Genomic DNA, 15,695 nt, shown 5'->3' on the forward strand with positions numbered 1-15,695 from the left:
GCCGGCGGTGCCAGGTGTCGTGCATCCGCCGGGGCGGCCGAGGGGGAAGTGTTCATGCCGAGGCTGGCCCTGATCCGGCGGCACGACGACGGCGGAGGACGACGGGAGGCACGATCATGGCGGCGGACGGACAGCCGGCCGGGCAGCGGCTGCACTGCCTGGTCACCGGGGCGTCCGGGTACATCGGCGGGCGCTTGGTGCCGGAGCTGCTGGAGGCCGGTCATCGCGTCCGGTGCCTCGCCCGCTCCCCCGGCAAACTCCGCGACCACCCCTGGGCGGCGGAGGCCGAGACCGTCCGGGGGGACGTCACGGATCAGGAGTCGGTCGCCGCCGCGATGCGCGGGGTCGATGTCGCCTACTACCTGGTGCACGCCCTCGGAACCGGCTCCCGGTTCGAGGACACCGACCGCGCCGCCGCCCGGATCTTCGCCGAACAGGCGCGTGCCGCCGGCGTACGGCGGATCGTCTACCTCGGCGGGCTCACACCACGCGGCGTCCCGGAGGAGTCGCTCTCCCCGCATCTGCGTTCCCGGGCCGAGGTGGGAGAGATTTTCCTCGCCTCCCCCGTGCCCGCCACGGTGCTGCGGGCCGCCGTCGTGATCGGCTCGGGGTCGGCGTCCTTCGAGATGCTGCGCTACCTCACCGAACGCCTGCCCGTCATGGTCACGCCCAGCTGGGTGCACACTCGCACCCAGCCGATCGGGGTCCGGGACGTGCTGCGCTACCTCGTCGGGTCGGCCACCATGCCGGACGACGTCGACCGGGCCTTCGACATCGGCGGGCCGGACGTCCTCACCTACCGGGACATGATGACCCGGTACGCCTCCGTCGCCGGGCTGCCCCGGCGGTTCATCGTGCCGGTCCCGGTCCTCACCCCCCGGCTGTCCAGCCACTGGGTGGGCCTCGTCACCCCGGTCCCCGCTTCCCTCGCCCGGCCGCTCACCGAGTCGCTGCGGCACGAGGTCGTCTGCCACGAGCACGACATCGCCCAGTACGTGCCGGACGCTCCGGGCCGGCCGCTGCCGTTCGACGAGGCCCTGTCCCTGGCGCTGCGCAGGGTGCGGGAGGCGCAGGTCTCCACGCGCTGGTCCTCCGCCTCGGTGCCCGGAGCCCCCAGTGACCCGCTGCCCACGGACCCGGACTGGGCCGGCGGCAGCCTCTACGAGGACGAGCGGCACAGGCCGGTCGACGCGTCGCGGGAGGCGCTGTGGAAGGTGGTCGAGGGCATCGGGGGCGAGAACGGCTGGTACTCCTCTCCACTGGCCTGGGCGGTCCGGGGCTGGCTGGACCGGTTCGCCGGCGGGGTCGGGCTGCGCCGGGGACGGCGTGACACCGAGCGCCTGAGGGTTGGCGACTCGCTGGACTTCTGGCGGGTCGAGGAGATCGAGCCGGGTCATCTGCTGCGGCTGCGCGCAGAGATGCGGCTGCCCGGCCTCGCCTGGCTGGAGATGTACGCCGAGACCGACGACGAGGGCCGCACCCGGTACCGGCAGCGCGCCCTGTTCCATCCGCGCGGCCTGCTGGGCCACGCCTACTGGTGGAGCGTCGCCCCGTTCCACGCCGTCGTGTTCGGCGGCATGGCGCGCAACATCGCCCGGGCGGCGGGCGGCACGAGCGGACGCGGGAGCGCCTCGCGCGCCGCCCGCATCCGACGGGCCCGCGCCGGGCGAAGGAAGAGGCAGCATCCCCCGTCCCGGTCCCCGTCCCCGGCCTCACCGCGCCAGGAGTGACGCCATCACCGTCGCGGTCGTCCTGTTCGCAACCAGCCGCGGAAGTGCTGCGGCAGGTCCGTCCGGGCCGGCGGCAGGGCGCGCGGGGGATGCGAGTGGACCACGTACCGGGAGCGCGGCGTCAGGTTCGGGCCCCCAGTGCCGTGCAGAACCTCAGCGCCTGCGGGCACGTCGCACACCGTATGCGCCGTCGCGCGCAGCACACGCCCCGCCGGAAGAGCACGCCAGCCGGGCGTGCACCCAGAGGTTCGTACGCGGCGGATCGCACCATGCGGTAACGCGACGGCCGCATCGACGGTGAGCGCGCCACCGTCGGGGGCCGTGCACCCGCAGCAGGAGCCAGGTGGCGGCGACCGCTTCGTCGAAGTCGCCGCCGTCCTCGTCCCAGCAGCATCGGGTCCGTTCCGCCGGACGCGCGGGACCGTCCGGCGGCTCCACCACGGTCACGGTCGCGGCGCCGGTCTCGATCAGCCCGTGCGCGAGACTCGAGACTGAGGCCGATTGCGCCGCCTCCGAAGCCCACCACGCCCGAAGCGGCGGCAGGCCCTGGGATCACCGGGTCCCACCCCGCTCGCCGGTGGCACCGGTCCCCAGGACGCACACCCCGGCCATCTCCACAATCCGTTCCCGGCCGCCGGGCCGGCGGCACCGGTTCGTTCCCCGCACCGCTTAGGGGCCGTCGGCCGCGTTCGGATGCAGCCGATCAGCGCTTGCGCGACACGACCGACTCCAGAAGCGTGACGGCCTCGGCCAGCCCGGCCGGGCGCGGCAGGCCGGCCGACGTCCGGCCGGCCCAGCCGGGACCGATCGTCAGGACGACCGGTTTGCGGCGGGCCCCGCGCACCCCCCACTCCATAGCGGCGACGTGCTGAGCCAGCGGCCGGCTGGCGGTGGTACGGGACTGTGCCCACAGCCCGACCGCGGCCGGACCGGTCCGGCGTACGGCCGTGACGAGCGACTCCACGGGCAGGGCACCGCCGAACATCCGTACCGGCAGGCCGCGTTCGGCCAGCGCGGCGGCCAGCACCTCCAGCGGCAGCGTGTGGTTCTCTCCCGGCACGCAGGCGAGCACCGTGGTGGCGCCCGGGCGGTCAGCGACCGCGGAGGGGGTGCTGCGCCGCAGCGCGCCGGAGACGTGCCAGGACAGGAAGTGCTCGACCTCGACGTACTTCTCGCCCGAGCTCTCCCACTTGCGGCCGACCGCCTGGAGCGTCGGCATGATCACCTCGGTCCAGGCGGTGACCAGCCCGTGCTCGTCGATCGTGGCTTCGAGCAGCTCGTCCAGCGCGGCGGCATCGAGGCGCAGGGCAGCACGGGCGATGCCCTTGCATTCCTGACGCACGTCCCCCAGGCGCAGCCCGCTGCCCGCCCGGCTGCGAGCCCGCACGGCGGGGCGCGGTGCCGCGTCGGCGGCCGGCCGGGCGGGGACCGCTTCGAGCGGGGCATCGCCCCGCACCATGCGCGCCGCCTCGGCGGGCGCTATGCCGGTCGCCGTCAGGGCGCACATCCGCTCCAGCCGTGCCATGTCCCCGGCCGTCCAGCGCCGGTGCCGGCCGCCGGTGTGTGCGGCGGGACCGAGGCCGTAGCGGCGGTCCCAGGTGCGGACCGTGGTGGGTGCCACTCCCAGCCGCCGGGCCACCTCGCCGGTGGTCAGCCCGGCGCCCGTCGGCACGCCCTCGTCATCCCGTTCGTGTACGGCCATGCCTCCACTGTACGACGCACAATCGATGCATGTTGTACTGCGTCGTTTGTGCGCCGAAGACTGGTTCTCGAGCGCATGGTCGCCGCTCCGCACAACGCGGCCGGTGCGGTTCGGCAGACGGTCTTCCGTCCCGCACGGCGCTCGGCAGGAGGAACCAGGCCATGATCACGAACACGCCATCCACGACCCTCGCCCCGCCCGTGGAGGAGACGCGCTACGAGGAGGAGCTGGCCCGTGGCCTTGCAGCGGCCGATGAGGAGGCGTTCGCCGCGATCTACCGGCGCTGGGGCTCGCTCGTCCACACCATGGCCACCCGGCTGCTCGGTGACGCCCACGAGGCGGAGGACGTGACCCAGCAGGTCTTTCTCGGCGCCTGGCACGGGCGGTCCGGCTTCCGCCCGGAACGGGGCCCGCTCGGCGCCTGGCTGGTCGGCATCACCCGCCGCAAGACCGTCGACGCGCTGGCGGCCAGGACGAGACGTCTGGCGCTCGTCGACTCGGCCGCCCACACCACCGACGCCGGCGCGGAGCAGGGCGAGACGGCCCCGGACCGGGTCCTGGACCGGGTGCTGCTCGTCGACGCCCTGTCCCGGCTGCCGCAGCAGCAGCGCGAAGTGCTCTGCATGGCCTTCTACGAGGACCTGACCCAGGCGCAGATCGCGGAACGCACCGGCCTGCCCCTGGGCACCGTCAAGAGCCACGCCCGCCGCGGCCTGCACCGGTTGCGCCTGGTGATCGAACAGTCCGCCGCTCCCGGCACGGGCATGTGACCGCGTCGAAGAAGCACCGCCGGCCGCGCATCCGCGGCGGCCCCCACACCTGAAACGGGACTGAGACTCCGCACCGTACGGAGACTCCTTCTGAAGGGAAGATCCCATGAGCTCCCGAATCCACCTCGCCGTCGCAGCCTCGGCCGGCGCCTGCGCCCTGGCCCTCGGCATGGCCGCACCCGCCATGGCCGAGAAGCAGGACAAGGCCATGGTGTCCGTCTTCCACGGCATCCCGGGGATGACCGTGGACGTGTACGCCAACGGCGACGAACTGCTCAGCGACTTCAAGCCCGGCACGGTGACGGACCCGCAGTCCCTCGACGCCGGGACCTACGACATCCAGATCTTCGAACCGGGCAAGGGACCCGAGGGCACTCCCGCCCTGGAGAAGAAGGTCGAGGTGCCCGAGGGCGCCAACGCCACGGTCGCCGCCCATCTCTCCGCCGACGGCAAGCCCCAGCTGACGGCCTTCGTCAACGACGTCTCGCAGGTCGGCGCCGGCAATGCGCGTCTGACGGTCCGCCATGTCGCGGCCGCGCCCGCCGTCGATGTCCGAGCCGGCGGACAGCCCGTCTTCAGCAACCTCACCAACCCGAAGGAGGACACCGCCGAGGTCGACGCGGGCACGGTCAACGCCGACGTGGTGCTCGCCGGTACGGACACCGTGGCCATAGGCCCGGCCGATCTGAGCCTGGAGGAAGGCACCAGCAACGTCGTCTACGCATGGGGCAGCGCCGGCGACAAGAACCTGGCCCTGAAGACCCAGTCCTTCAGCGGCATGGCATCGGCGCCCAAGGGCGTCGACGCGGGCGGCAGCGGTGCCGCCGTCACCACGAACTCCTCCGACACGTGGCCGGCCTGGGCCGCCGCGGCCGGAGTGGTCACGGTGACGGGCGTCCTGGCGGCCCGCAGGGTCGCCGGCCGGCGTGGCTGACAGCGCGCGACGGCTGACCGGACTGACCGTGGCGGCTGCCGCTCTGGCAGCCGTCCTCGGTTTTCCGGACGGGCCGTCACACCCGGCCGCGCCCCCGCCCGCCGTCGTGGCCGCGACCTCCGGACGTACGGACGGGGCGGCCGCGAAGGCGGACCCCGGCACGGCGCAGGATCCGCCGCCCCGGCGCGTCCTGGTGCGCGGCGTGGGCCTCGACGCCCGGGTCGGCCCGGTGGGCGTGACGAACCGCGGAGACATGACCGTGCCCGACGAGCCCTCCGTGGCCGGCTGGTACCGCTACGGCCCGGCACCTGGCAGTGAGCGGGGATCGGCCGTGCTCGTCGGGCACGTCGACAGCGAGACCGGTGAGATCGGTGAATTCGCCGCGCTGTACGACGTGCGGCGCGGGGATCGTGTCGAGGTGCGGCGGGCGGGGGCGGAACCGGTGCACTACCGCGTCGTCTCGCGCGTCACCGTGCCGAAGGACGAGCTGCCCTCCTCGGTGTTCCGCCGGTCCGGTGCCCCCGTCCTGACGCTCATCACCTGCGCACCGCCGTTCGTCCCCGAGCGGGGCGGCTATCTGTCCAACCTCGTCGTCACGGCGGAGCCCGCCGAGACGCGGGGTCCGGGGAACGGGAGGGCGTAGTGGTCCACGTAGAACCCGCGCACCTGGTGGAACTGGCGCTGCGGAACACCCCGCCGACCGACGACGACGCCGAGGCCCTGCGGCACGTCGAGCGGTGCGACCGCTGCCGCGACGAACTACGGATGATGACCCGCGTGGTGACCGCCGCCCGCAGCGCGGAGCTGGTGGACCTGTCGGCCGCACCCCCGGAGCGGGTCTGGCAGCGCATCACACAGGACCTGTCACGCGAGTCCGCCCCAGCCCGACCGCCCCCGAGTCCCCTCGGCCGCAGCGCAAAGCGGAAGCTCCTCGTCGCACTCGCCCTCGCCGTGGTCGCCGGCGCTGTGGTCGCCGGCGGCGTCGCCCGCCACGTGTTGAAGCGGAATGTTTGATGCAGAGCCGGCCAGCTGCAAAAAGGCCTTCGCGGCGTGCGTGCCGTCACCCAGGCCTGCCCCCTGCGGGGCAGGGCCATGCATCCGGCAGATGATCCCGTCCAGGGGGCGCTGCCGGCGACAGCGGGAATCGTGAGGGGCGGCCAGGTGCTGTTGGGCAGCGTTCTCGGACGGACCGGCGGCGGGGACCGGGAAGATGAGGACCCCGAAGCGGGTCGCGATGTGGTCCGTCTGTGCGGCGGGCTCCCACTGGCCCTGCGCGTCGCGGGAGCGCGGCTGGCCACGTTTCCCGCGCGTACCGCGGGCTCGTTCGCGCGGACCTGTTGCTTCCAGGGCTGCGCCCGGCCGGACCGTCGGACGGGCGCAGCCCTGCCCAAGATCACCCGCGGGTATCCTCCATCGCCGCGGCGGGCAGGGAGATCCGCCAGGCGACGAACCCGGCCGCCGCGAGCCCGGCGATGGCCAGGAGGCTACTGGCGAGGAACGGATCGGTACCGTCCAGGGCGGGAGCGAACCCGATGCCGACGTAGATCGTGATGCCGGTGGAACCTCCCAGCTGGTCGGCGGCTCGCTGGACGCCGGAGGCGATGCCGGCGTCATCTTCGGTCACCCCGGTCACCGCGACGTACTGCAGTCCCACGATCCCGAACCCCATCCCGGCGGCGATGAGCATCATGGCCGGAACCATCGCCGGACCGGTGGCCCCGAGGGAGGAGACCAGGGCGATGGCTGCCATCGCCAGCATGGTGAAGCCGATGCCGGCCAGGACACAGGCCCGGGCGCCCCACCGTCCGAGTAGCCGGGGAACCAGCACCGAGGCCCCAATCAGGGACACCGCCAGGGGCAGCATCGTCAAACCGGCCTGGAGCGGGCCGGCGCCCAACCGGTCCTGCAGGTAGTAGGTGAACAGCAGGAACGAGGTGGACAGCGCCGCGCTCAGCAGCGCGGTGGCGAGGTTGGCCAGGACGCGCGGCCGATTGCGGAAGAACCTCAGCGGTACGAGCGGCTTGCGCGAACGGCGCTCGGCCCCGACGAACAGGGCCCCGGCCGCTACCGCGCCGACCAGCGCCACTGGCGGCAGCCAGGGCAGCGTGCTGTCCGCCTCTCCTGCCTCGACGACGCCGAGGGTGAACAGCAGTGGAGCCGCGATCAGCAAGAGCGAACCGGGAAGGTCCAGCGGTGTGGGCTCGGCAGGCCGTTCGCTCGGCACAAGGAAGATCACTGCGGCGAGCACGACCAGGATGAACGGCACGGACACCAGGAAGATCCACCGCCAGCCGAGCAGTTCGGTGATGATCCCGGACCCCACGAACCCCAGGACGAGGCCACAGCTCGCGACGGCCGCCCACACGCTCAGCGCCCGCGACCTGCGCGGGCCCTCGGGAAACATGAGCACGATCACCGCCATCGCCGCCGGAAGGGCGATCGCCTCCCCGGCACCCTGCAACAGCCGGGCTGCCACCAGCACGGCGAAGGATGGCGCGAGCCCGGCCAGCAAAGACGCGGCACCGAAGAGCATTGCGCCGAACAGGAGGATGCGGCGCCTGCCGAGCACGTCGGCCAGCCTGCCGCCGAGCATCAGCAGCCCGCCGCCGGTGATCGTGTACCCGACCACGACCCAGGTCAGGGCGTGACCGTCGACTCCGAAGTCGGCGCCGATCGTAGGCAGGGCGACATTGACCACGGTCACGTCGACCGCGATGAAGAACTGCAGCATGGCCATGCAGCACAGCACCAGCCACGCACGCACCGGGGACGATCCGTCCCGGAGCGAAAAGGAAATGCCTGAGAACACCGAGTACTCCGTTGCCCAGAAGAAGTTCCGAGCAGCACGAACGTGCCGCTCCGGTCCCACCACGGAGCGACAGAACGTTCAACAGAAGTGAGAGGAACGCCCCGCCGCTAGCGGAGCGTCCTCGTCACCGCGGCGCAAGCCGCGCACGAAGCACCAGACATGGCACCGATGCTACCGGAGCCGAAGGCACATGATCCCTAGGGATCAGTCCGCGACTACCCGACCCTTTAATGAGGTTGAGGGTGCAACGCCTCCAAGTGAAGTGAGTGCCAGTGCGATCAGCCTGCCTTGTCGTCCTGGGCGACGGCCCGGGCTCGGGTGATGGCGGGGCGGCAGGATTCGGTGCCGGTCTGGATGAGGTTGCCGTGAAGGGGTGAGCCGGTCGGAGATGGCCACGTAGAGCCGGGAGTCGGTGAAGGTCGTGGTCAACGCCTTCTCATCCGCCGCCTCGATCGGCTGGCCCACTCGCGGGTCGCTCAGTCAGCCCTCGGCGGCGCTTGAACGTCGTCATGCCCTGTATCCCTCGACGGCGGATCGGTCCGGCCGCTGCCGGGGCGCAGCAGTCGACCGTAGGTCGCGACCACGGCAGCGGCCGGGTGTCGGGCGGCAGATGGGCCGGCCGCCGTTCGGTCAGGAACGTCACACCCGCCGGGTCCCGCTACGGTTCAGTCGTGACGGCCAGTGCCTCGTCGGCTTCAGCGGCCTCGCGAGGCCCCAGGGTGACCGCGTCCGGTTCGGCTGGCGGGCGATGTTCCTCCTCGGTCTCCTCCCGCTAGGGCTCGTCCGGCGGATCATGGCCCGAGCCAGGGCCGGACCGAGGCGAGGGCCGGCCAGTGCCCTAATCGTGTTGACCGCCCCCGGCAGGCAGTGCTGGAGTCGGCACGTGGACAGCATCCCCGCCAACCGGCGGCTCTGGAACCGGATCAGCAGCGCCTACCAGCACGAGCACGACCCGCGAATCGGCGCCACACCTCGGCTGTGGGGCATGTACTCCATCCCTGACGCGCACCTGCACGCCCTGGGCGACGTCACCGGCAAGCGCGTCCTCGAACTCGGCTGCGGCGCCGGCCAGTGGTCCAGGGCGCTCGCCGCCGAGGGCGCCACCGTGGTCGGGCTCGACCTTTCCGAAGCCCAACTCGCGGCAGCGGCCCGCGCGATGGGAGCGGCCCGCTACCCGCTAGTACAAGGCGCCGCCGAACAACTCCCCTTCGCCGCCGACAGTTTCGACCTGGTGTTCTGCGACTTCGGTGGGCTCAGCTGGGCGCCCCCGCACCTGGCCGTCCCGCAGGCCGCACGCGTCTTGGGCCGAGGCGGGCGCCTGGTGTTCAACGTCGCCAGCCCATGGTTCGAAGCTTGCTACGACGAAGCCGCCAGCCGCGTGACCACGACGCTGCAGCAGGACTACTTCGGGCTGAACACCATCGCCGAAGACGACGGCGCGACCAGCTATCAGCTCACCTACGGCGACTGGGTCAAGGTCCTGCGCGGCGCGGGTCTCATCATCGACGACCTCATCGAGCCGCGGCCCGAACTCGGAACACCCAACGGCTACAACAAAACCGACCCACCCGACTGGGCACACCGCTGGCCGGCGGAACTTCTCTGGGTAACCCACAAACCGTAAGTTCCGCCGCGCCGAGACGTGAAGGCATCCCCTCGCCGGGCAGGCCTAGGGGGGTGCCTTGCCGATCATCCGATCGTTGGATCGGTCGTGGATGGGGAAATCTCTGAGGCCGCGTGGGCAGTGATTGAGCCGTTGCTGCCGCCGGTGGGCCGTGCCCCGGGCAGGTGGCGGGATCACCGCCAAGTCATGGATGGCATCGTGTTCAAGTTCCGTACGGCCAGGAAGTCCCGGTAGGACACGCGAGCGCGGACGGGCCCGTGCGCACCCTGCCTGAGCCGACCTGATCCGCACGCCGACGTCAGCCCCGGTGTCGCGGCCCGAGCCGGCCTATCGCGGTCCCTGGCCAGGTGCCTGGTGATGCCGAACGACCCCCGTGTCTCCGCAGGGCGCCGGGAGGCAGCACGGACGGCGGCGGCCGGGCTGGGCTACCGCCCCAACGCCCACGCCGCCCAGCTCGCCGGCCGACGCACCATGACCGTGGGGGGGTGGCCGGTGGTCACCGTGTCGCGCGGCGGCCTGCTCGCGGGCGCGCGTTTGGGGGCGGGGCGGGCAGGCGACGGGGGAACGCCTGCCCGCCCCGGAAGCAACGACCCGCACAACGGGGGACGCGGGCCTTGCGGAGCCGCATGCACGGCTCACCGGTGACAGCGCACCGGTGACCGGGAGTGTGTCACACCCCCAGCGGCGATGGGTCCGTGCGCGGCACTGTGGTCACGCCGGCCGGATGTTCTCCGCCTGCGGTCCCTTCTGTCCCTGCGTGACGTCGAACTCGACCTTCTGCCCCTCCTGCAGCTCACGGAAGCCCTGAGCGGCAATGTTGGAGTAGTGGGCGAAGACGTCAGGTCCGCCGCCCTCCTGCTCGATGAAGCCGAATCCCTTTTCGCTGTTGAACCACTTCACGGTGCCCTTGGCCATGACCTGCTCCTTCGAGGAAACCCAGGCTCGCACCCTGCGGGCCCGGGAGGTGATCGCCCTGGTCCGGAGAGGCGCTGAACAGCAAGAACGCCCATGATCGTGATCACGGGCGAACGGGACTTCGGAACCACGACTGCTGAATATCGACGCTACACCGCCCGGACGCCAGCCGCTAACGACGCGGCCGGGCCGCCTCGCAGACCGCCAGCCATCTCTCGTGCCTGGGCCCCAGGTGCTGGACGCCGAACGCGTCGTCAGTGAACTGGTGACTCATGCGATCCGCCACGCCGCAGGGGCCAGCACCACGGGCGTGGTCGGGGCGGTCCGCACATCCGGTGCCCCACCCATGTCACGGTTCCGCGCCCGGCTGCGTCGGTCCTGTGGAAGCGCCCCCACGACCACGAACGAAAGGCGACGGGATGGGCACGGACGCACCGGAAGCGCGGCAGCGAAACCCCTGGCTGGTGCTGGCGGTACTCTGCGCGGGCTTCTTCATGACGCTTCTGGACACGACGATCGTCACGATCGCCATCCCCCAGATGGCCGCGGCGCTCGGCGCGTCGCTGGACGACATCCTCTGGTTCGCCAACGCGTACATGCTGGTCTTCGCGGCGCTGCTACTGCTCTCCGGACGGCTCGGCGACCGGTTCGGCGCACGGCGCACCTTCACCGCCGGGCTCGCGGTCTTCACGATGGCCTCGGCGGTGTGCGGGTTCGTGGACACCCCGGGGCAGATGATCGCGGCCCGGGCGGTCCAGGGACTCGGCGCCGCGGTGATGATGCCGCAGACCCTGGTTCTGATCAGCGCCGTCTTCCCGGCGGAGCGCCGCGGGGCGGCCTTCGGGGTGTGGTCCGCGGTCGCGGGCCTCGCCACCGTCGCGGGACCCACCGTCGGCGGCGCGCTGGTCTCCGGCCTGGACTGGCGCTGGATCTTCTTCACCAACGTCCCGATCGGCGTGGCGGCGCTGGTGGGCGCGCTCGTCGTAGTGCCCGATGTCCGGACGGGACGGCAGACCTCGCTGGACCTGCCGGGCGCCGTACTGTCCACGGCCGGCCTCAGCCTGATCGTGTACGGGCTGATCGAGGGCGAGCGCTACGACTGGGGCACCATCGAGTCCTTCGTCAGCATCCCGTTGGTCCTGGCGCTCGGCGTGGCGCTCCTCGGGCTCTTCGCGCTGCACCAGCGGGCCCGCCAGGACCGCCGTCCGCTGGTCCCGTTCGATCTGTTCCGCAGCCGCGGCTTCACCGTCTCCGCGACGCTCGGAGCGATGCTGCTCTTCGGCTCCATCGGCGTGCTGCTGCCGCTCACCCTCTACCTCCAGTCCGTCCTCGGCCTCTCCGCGGGCGAGGCCGGCCTCGCCCTCGTACCGGGACCGCTGGTCTCGCTGTGCGTGGCGCCCGTGGCGGGCAACGCGGTCGGCAAGCTGGGCGGCCGGAAGATCCTCGTCCCCGGGCTGCTGGTCTTCGGCTCCGGAATCGCCCTCACGGCGGTCATGGCGCAGGCGGACTCCGGTGTGTGGGCGATCATCCCCGGCCAGATCGTGTTCGGCATCGGCATGGGCCTGGTCTTCGCGCCCACCAGCACCCTCGCGGTGCAGGAGATCCCGCCGCGGCTGACCGGCGTCGCCTCCGGCATGTTCACCACGTTCCGGCAGATCGGCGCCGTCGTCGGCGCGGCGGCGGTCGGCGCGCTGCTCCAGAACCGGCGAGCCGCCAAGGGCGTACCGGAGGAGGTGCGGCAGCAGGCCGGCCGGCTCGCGGACGCGGCTTACGCCGACGGTCTCACCGACGCCGTGCGCTACGGCCTGTTCCTGACCTGACGGTCGCCGTGGCCGTCGTCGCCGCCGCCCTCGCACTGTTCCTGCCGCCCGCGGCCCCGCCACCGGAGCCGGAAGCGCCCGCGGAGCCGCCGGGGCGGATGTTGCCCTGGCCGTGGACTAGAGGAATTCCCCCCTCGCCGCCCTTCCCGGACCTCAGCATCCCTGCCTTTCGCACTGTTCCCTAGGAGGAATTTCCATGTCGGAGAAGACTGTCATCCAGCGCTACATCACGGCTCTCGGTGATCAGGACTGGGCTGTCCTGGAGAAGTTGTACGCCCCGGACGTCACCATGTACGCACCCACCGCCTGGGGGGTGAAGGGCGTGGAATTCCTGCTGAAGTTCTGTCAGGAGATCCACCACGCCCACCCCGGTGTCCGTGCCGTCCTGCACGACGAGTTCTACAGCGCCGACGGCACCCGGGCGGCCTTCCGGTTCGCGCTGCACTGGCACAACACCGGCTCGTACTTCGGCAACGCGCCCACCGGCGAGCGCGGATCGAGCATCGAGCAGCACACCGTACGCATCGAGGACGGGCGGATCGTCGAGCAGGTCGTCGGGGTCAGCACTCTGGGGCTGCACTTCCTCCAGAAGGAGGCGTGGGCGGTGGCGTACGTGACGGACGCCGTCGATCCGGCCCCCGAGATCGTCTCCGCGTCGCAGGCGCGGCAGTCTTCTCCCGCGAAGAACCGTCCGTGACAGAGCCGCTCGTCAAGGGCCCGGCAAGATTCGGTACGAGCGGTTGAAGGTCATGATTGTAGACTCGGCAGGTCAGTTGACTGAGCAAGCGCGACGAGCGCCGATCCTGGGGGAACGGGGAGTCATGGCCGAGGCGACGGCCGTCTCCGAGCCGTCCGGGGCCTCGGATCCGTTCGAACGGTACCGGCAGGTGATGTTCGGCATCTCGTACCGCATGCTCGGTACCGTCGTCGACGCCGAGGACGTCGTCCAGGAGACCTGGTTGCGCTGGCAGCGCGTCGACCGGGACGCCGTCGTCGATCCGCGCGGGTATCTGGTGCGGGCCGTCACCCGCACCGCCATCGACCAGCTGCGCCGCAGCCGGGCCCGGCGTGAGGAGTACGTGGGGCCCTGGCTGCCCGAGCCGCTGCTGGTCTCGTCCGACGTCGCGGTGGAGTCCTCGCTGCTCGGCGAGTCGCTGAGCATGGCGGTCCTGGTGATGATGGAGACGCTGTCGCCGCTGGAGCGCGCGGTGTTCGTGCTGCACGAGGTGTTCGGCTTCAGCTTCCCCGAGGTCGCCGAGGCGGTCGACCGCACCGAGACGGCGGTACGGCAGCTCGGCAGCCGGGCCCGGCGCCATGTGCGGCTGCGCAACCGGCGCTTCGAGCCCGATCGCCGGCAGGCCCGTGAGATCACCGAGCGCTTCCTCGCCGCCTGCCTCGACGGTGACGTGGAGGCGCTCATGGCTGTGCTGGCACCCGACGTGACGCTGTGGGCGGACGGCAACGGCCACGCGGAGACCCCGCGCGTCCCGCTGCACGGCGCCACCGCCATCGCCGAGTACTTCGCGTCCACGGCGGGCCGCTATCCGGCCGGGCTGGTGGTCCGCATGCACAAGCAGTACGACGGCGCGCCCGCCGCCGTCCTGACCACGCCGACCGGCGTGTTCGCCGTGGTCACCGCAGACGTCGACATGGCCGACGGACTCCCCCGCATCACGGCCGTAGGAGCCGTGCGCAACCCCGAGAAACTGGGGCGGGTGCCGGCGGGGCGCTGAGCGGGCGCGGCCGTCCGTCCGCCCACAAGACCCCGACGTGACCTCCTCGTTGAACCACGGCAGCCGGCACGTGTTTTTGGATCTTGACCGAATCCGACCGAGACACCGCAGAACAGTACGAGCCCGTCACCGGCTCCCACTATTCGGCTGACGGTCTTGCGATGTCGGCGTAGAGGCGGAAGAGGGTCGGCCGGGCTTCGTCGTGGTCGTGTTCGGGCAGGGCCGCCCAGCACCGGGCGATGAGCTCCCGGGCCTGGGTGCCGGGCCAGGGCTGGGGCAGGAGCTGAGGCGGCAGCAGCGGGTCGGGCTCCATGGCGCGGGTGAGTTCGGCCGCCAGCTCGACAGCGATGGTGAGCAGTTCGGACGGGGAGAGTCCGGCGGAGCCGGTGAGCCGGTCGAGGCGGGGCCGGGCGATGCGGCTGAGGCGGTGGTAGCGGTCGGCGATCTCCTGCAAGGGCCATAGGTGGCGGGCGAGTTCGGCAGGCTCTCGGGTGTCGCCCCTGCGCAGGTCCGTCGTGCTGAGCAGGGTGAGCGCGCCGTGGGCGCCGAGGCGGTGTGCCGCGTCTTCGACGTACGGTTCCCAGGCGTTGGCGCAGACGTACAGTCCGCCCTGGAGCGGGGCGCCGCCGAGGTGGACGAGCGTCTCGCGCAGGGCGTCCCGGGCCGTGCGCGCCGATTCGGGCACGGCGAAGGCGGCCAGGTGCCAGACGCCGTCCCAGGGGGCGAGCCCGGCGTCCTGACGGAATGCGTGCCGCAGGAAGTCCGCGTTGGGAGCCAGGGATTGTGTGGTGGCTTCCGTAGCGTGCAGCACTGCTTTGCGACCGCGGCCCTCGTGGGTGAACCGGCTCTCGGCCACGAGGCGTTTGACGCACAGCCGTACCTGCTGGTCGCTCATGCCGAGGGTTGCGGCGACGGTGTACAGCTCGTCCGCGCTGACCGTGCCGTCCTCCCGGATCAGCGCGTGGACGAGCATGCGGGTGGGGATCTCGACGTGGTCGGTCACGGCGTGCGCGGTCCTCTCTGCCCGGTCGCCTCGACTGGGCGGTGCATGGTGGTCACCGCGCCGAACCCCAGCAACCTGCGGAGGTAGGGCGTGCGTTCGGTCCGTACGGCCGTGAAGCCGCGCCGCTCGTACAGGGCTCGGGCACGCGGATTGGTGTCGATCACGTCCAGCCTGATCTCCCGGCAGTCCCGCTCCGCCGCGACGGCGGCCACTTCCTCGATGAGCAGGCTTCCGACGCCGCGGCCGCGCACGTCCGGGGCGACGGCGATGCCGTCCATGACGAGCTGTCCGGGGGCCGGCCTGCGTTCGAACAGGGCGAGGAGCGGGAGTCGGTGCAGTACTCCCAGGCATCCGTACGCGCGCAGCACGGCGGAGGCCGACCCCCCGGTGAGGGCCCGCCCGCCGAGCTGGTAGCCGGCGAGGCCCACGAGTTGCCCGTCGAGGAGCGCGCAGACCGCGCGATCGGCGTTCAGGTGGGCGGCGATGAAGGGCACCGCCTTGCCCGGCGGGTTCAGTGCGGGGCCGAGTTTGCGGCCGAAGGCGTCCCAGTAGAGCTCGGCCGCCCGCCGCTCGGCTCCCACCGGAACGCCTCGCTGGACCGTCACCGGCCCGGTTCCGGGTCTTGTCGCGTCCATTGCCATGCCGTACCCCCCTT

General features: G+C 72.0%; 15 protein-coding genes. 9 read left to right on the forward strand and 6 right to left on the reverse strand.

Translation table 11 applies throughout. The features are described 5' to 3' along the window. Positions 1-116 precede the first annotated feature (116 nt). On the forward strand, positions 117-1,730 hold the full coding sequence (locus ABFX81_RS31355; RefSeq protein WP_086848840.1) for a DUF2867 domain-containing protein: 1,614 nt from the start codon (positions 117-119) through the stop codon (positions 1,728-1,730). A 153-nt stretch (positions 1,731-1,883) separates the two neighbouring features. Here the strand turns inward: ABFX81_RS31355 and ABFX81_RS31360 are convergent, their stop codons facing one another. Both ABFX81_RS31360 and ABFX81_RS31365 read right to left on the reverse strand, forming a co-directional pair. Further along, a complete protein-coding gene (locus tag ABFX81_RS31360) occupies positions 1,884-2,273 on the reverse strand; it encodes a lycopene cyclase family protein (RefSeq protein ID WP_428837236.1) in 390 nt (129 codons plus the stop codon). 160 nt (positions 2,274-2,433) lie between these two features. Next, on the reverse strand, positions 2,434-3,432 hold the full coding sequence (locus ABFX81_RS31365) for a MerR family transcriptional regulator (protein WP_346138989.1): 999 nt from the start codon (positions 3,430-3,432) through the stop codon (positions 2,434-2,436). A 161-nt stretch (positions 3,433-3,593) separates the two neighbouring features. Here ABFX81_RS31365 and ABFX81_RS31370 point away from each other — a divergent pair, with 161 nt between their 5' ends. The 4 genes from ABFX81_RS31370 to ABFX81_RS31385 all read left to right on the forward strand — a co-directional run bounded on the left by ABFX81_RS31370 (position 3,594) and on the right by ABFX81_RS31385 (position 6,150). Further along, positions 3,594-4,202 (forward strand): sigma-70 family RNA polymerase sigma factor, encoded by a 609-nt coding sequence (locus tag ABFX81_RS31370; protein WP_086855331.1) that lies wholly within the window; start codon positions 3,594-3,596, stop codon positions 4,200-4,202. A gap of 106 nt (positions 4,203-4,308) precedes the next feature. Beyond that, positions 4,309-5,136, forward strand: a complete 828-nt coding sequence (locus tag ABFX81_RS31375) for a DUF4397 domain-containing protein (protein WP_086855332.1) — start codon at positions 4,309-4,311, stop codon at positions 5,134-5,136. Next, complete coding sequence (locus ABFX81_RS31380; protein ID WP_346138990.1) at positions 5,129-5,779, forward strand: class F sortase; 651 nt, start codon at positions 5,129-5,131, stop codon at positions 5,777-5,779. Before ABFX81_RS31375 ends, ABFX81_RS31380 begins: the two co-directional genes overlap by 8 nt. Next, a complete protein-coding gene (locus tag ABFX81_RS31385) occupies positions 5,779-6,150 on the forward strand; it encodes a hypothetical protein (RefSeq protein ID WP_086855333.1) in 372 nt (123 codons plus the stop codon). The genes ABFX81_RS31380 and ABFX81_RS31385 overlap by 1 nt, the downstream gene beginning before the upstream one ends. Positions 6,151-6,529: 379 nt before the next feature. On the opposite strand, the gene ABFX81_RS31390 is transcribed toward ABFX81_RS31385, so the two are convergent. Then, the gene (locus tag ABFX81_RS31390; RefSeq protein WP_086855335.1) at positions 6,530-7,873 is read right to left on the reverse strand and encodes an MFS transporter; all 1,344 of its coding nucleotides are present in this window, start codon (positions 7,871-7,873) and stop codon (positions 6,530-6,532) included. Between the two features lie 955 nt (positions 7,874-8,828). On the opposite strand from ABFX81_RS31390, the gene ABFX81_RS31395 reads away from it, so the two are divergent. Continuing rightward, positions 8,829-9,569 (forward strand): methyltransferase domain-containing protein, encoded by a 741-nt coding sequence (locus ABFX81_RS31395; protein WP_086855717.1) that lies wholly within the window; start codon positions 8,829-8,831, stop codon positions 9,567-9,569. Between the two features lie 711 nt (positions 9,570-10,280). Here ABFX81_RS31395 and ABFX81_RS31400 read toward each other — a convergent pair. Then, a complete protein-coding gene (locus ABFX81_RS31400; protein ID WP_007379522.1) occupies positions 10,281-10,484 on the reverse strand; it encodes a cold-shock protein in 204 nt (67 codons plus the stop codon). Between the two features lie 419 nt (positions 10,485-10,903). On the opposite strand from ABFX81_RS31400, the gene ABFX81_RS31405 reads away from it, so the two are divergent. From ABFX81_RS31405 to sigJ, 3 genes are all read left to right on the forward strand, one after another. Continuing rightward, complete coding sequence (locus ABFX81_RS31405) at positions 10,904-12,304, forward strand: DHA2 family efflux MFS transporter permease subunit (RefSeq protein WP_346138991.1); 1,401 nt, start codon at positions 10,904-10,906, stop codon at positions 12,302-12,304. Positions 12,305-12,500: 196 nt separating this feature from the next. Then, positions 12,501-13,001, forward strand: a complete 501-nt coding sequence (locus ABFX81_RS31410) for a nuclear transport factor 2 family protein (RefSeq protein ID WP_086854762.1) — start codon at positions 12,501-12,503, stop codon at positions 12,999-13,001. Positions 13,002-13,125: 124 nt separating this feature from the next. Beyond that, positions 13,126-14,037 (forward strand): RNA polymerase sigma factor SigJ, encoded by a 912-nt coding sequence (gene sigJ, locus ABFX81_RS31415; protein ID WP_086854763.1) that lies wholly within the window; start codon positions 13,126-13,128, stop codon positions 14,035-14,037. Between the two features lie 139 nt (positions 14,038-14,176). On the opposite strand, the gene ABFX81_RS31420 is transcribed toward sigJ, so the two are convergent. Together ABFX81_RS31420 and ABFX81_RS31425 are read right to left on the reverse strand one after the other, a co-directional pair. Beyond that, entirely contained in the window at positions 14,177-15,040 is an 864-nt protein-coding gene (locus tag ABFX81_RS31420) for a PaaX family transcriptional regulator C-terminal domain-containing protein (RefSeq protein WP_086854764.1), read from the reverse strand. Then, positions 15,037-15,675, reverse strand: a complete 639-nt coding sequence (locus ABFX81_RS31425; RefSeq protein WP_086854765.1) for a GNAT family N-acetyltransferase — start codon at positions 15,673-15,675, stop codon at positions 15,037-15,039. Before ABFX81_RS31425 ends, ABFX81_RS31420 begins: the two co-directional genes overlap by 4 nt. Between the last annotated feature and the right edge of the window lie 20 nt (positions 15,676-15,695).

It is taken from the genome of Streptomyces coeruleofuscus, assembly GCF_039532725.1.
Lineage (GTDB): Bacteria > Actinomycetota > Actinomycetes > Streptomycetales > Streptomycetaceae > Streptomyces > Streptomyces coeruleofuscus.

Excerpts from the sequence above, each read along its gene's own strand:
- ABFX81_RS31365 (WP_346138989.1), bottom strand. The coding sequence starts at position 3,432 with ATGGCCGTACACGAACGGGATGACGAGGGCGTGCCGACGGGCGCCGGG.
- ABFX81_RS31355 (WP_086848840.1), top strand. The coding sequence starts at position 117 with ATGGCGGCGGACGGACAGCCGGCCGGGCAGCGGCTGCACTGCCTGGTC.
- ABFX81_RS31425 (WP_086854765.1), bottom strand. The coding sequence starts at position 15,675 with ATGGACGCGACAAGACCCGGAACCGGGCCGGTGACGGTCCAGCGAGGC.
- sigJ (WP_086854763.1), top strand. The coding sequence starts at position 13,126 with ATGGCCGAGGCGACGGCCGTCTCCGAGCCGTCCGGGGCCTCGGATCCG.
- ABFX81_RS31405 (WP_346138991.1), top strand. The coding sequence starts at position 10,904 with ATGGGCACGGACGCACCGGAAGCGCGGCAGCGAAACCCCTGGCTGGTG.
- ABFX81_RS31375 (WP_086855332.1), top strand. The coding sequence starts at position 4,309 with ATGAGCTCCCGAATCCACCTCGCCGTCGCAGCCTCGGCCGGCGCCTGC.
- ABFX81_RS31370 (WP_086855331.1), top strand. The coding sequence starts at position 3,594 with ATGATCACGAACACGCCATCCACGACCCTCGCCCCGCCCGTGGAGGAG.
- ABFX81_RS31390 (WP_086855335.1), bottom strand. The coding sequence starts at position 7,873 with ATGGCCATGCTGCAGTTCTTCATCGCGGTCGACGTGACCGTGGTCAAT.
- ABFX81_RS31400 (WP_007379522.1), bottom strand. The coding sequence starts at position 10,484 with ATGGCCAAGGGCACCGTGAAGTGGTTCAACAGCGAAAAGGGATTCGGC.
- ABFX81_RS31410 (WP_086854762.1), top strand. The coding sequence starts at position 12,501 with ATGTCGGAGAAGACTGTCATCCAGCGCTACATCACGGCTCTCGGTGAT.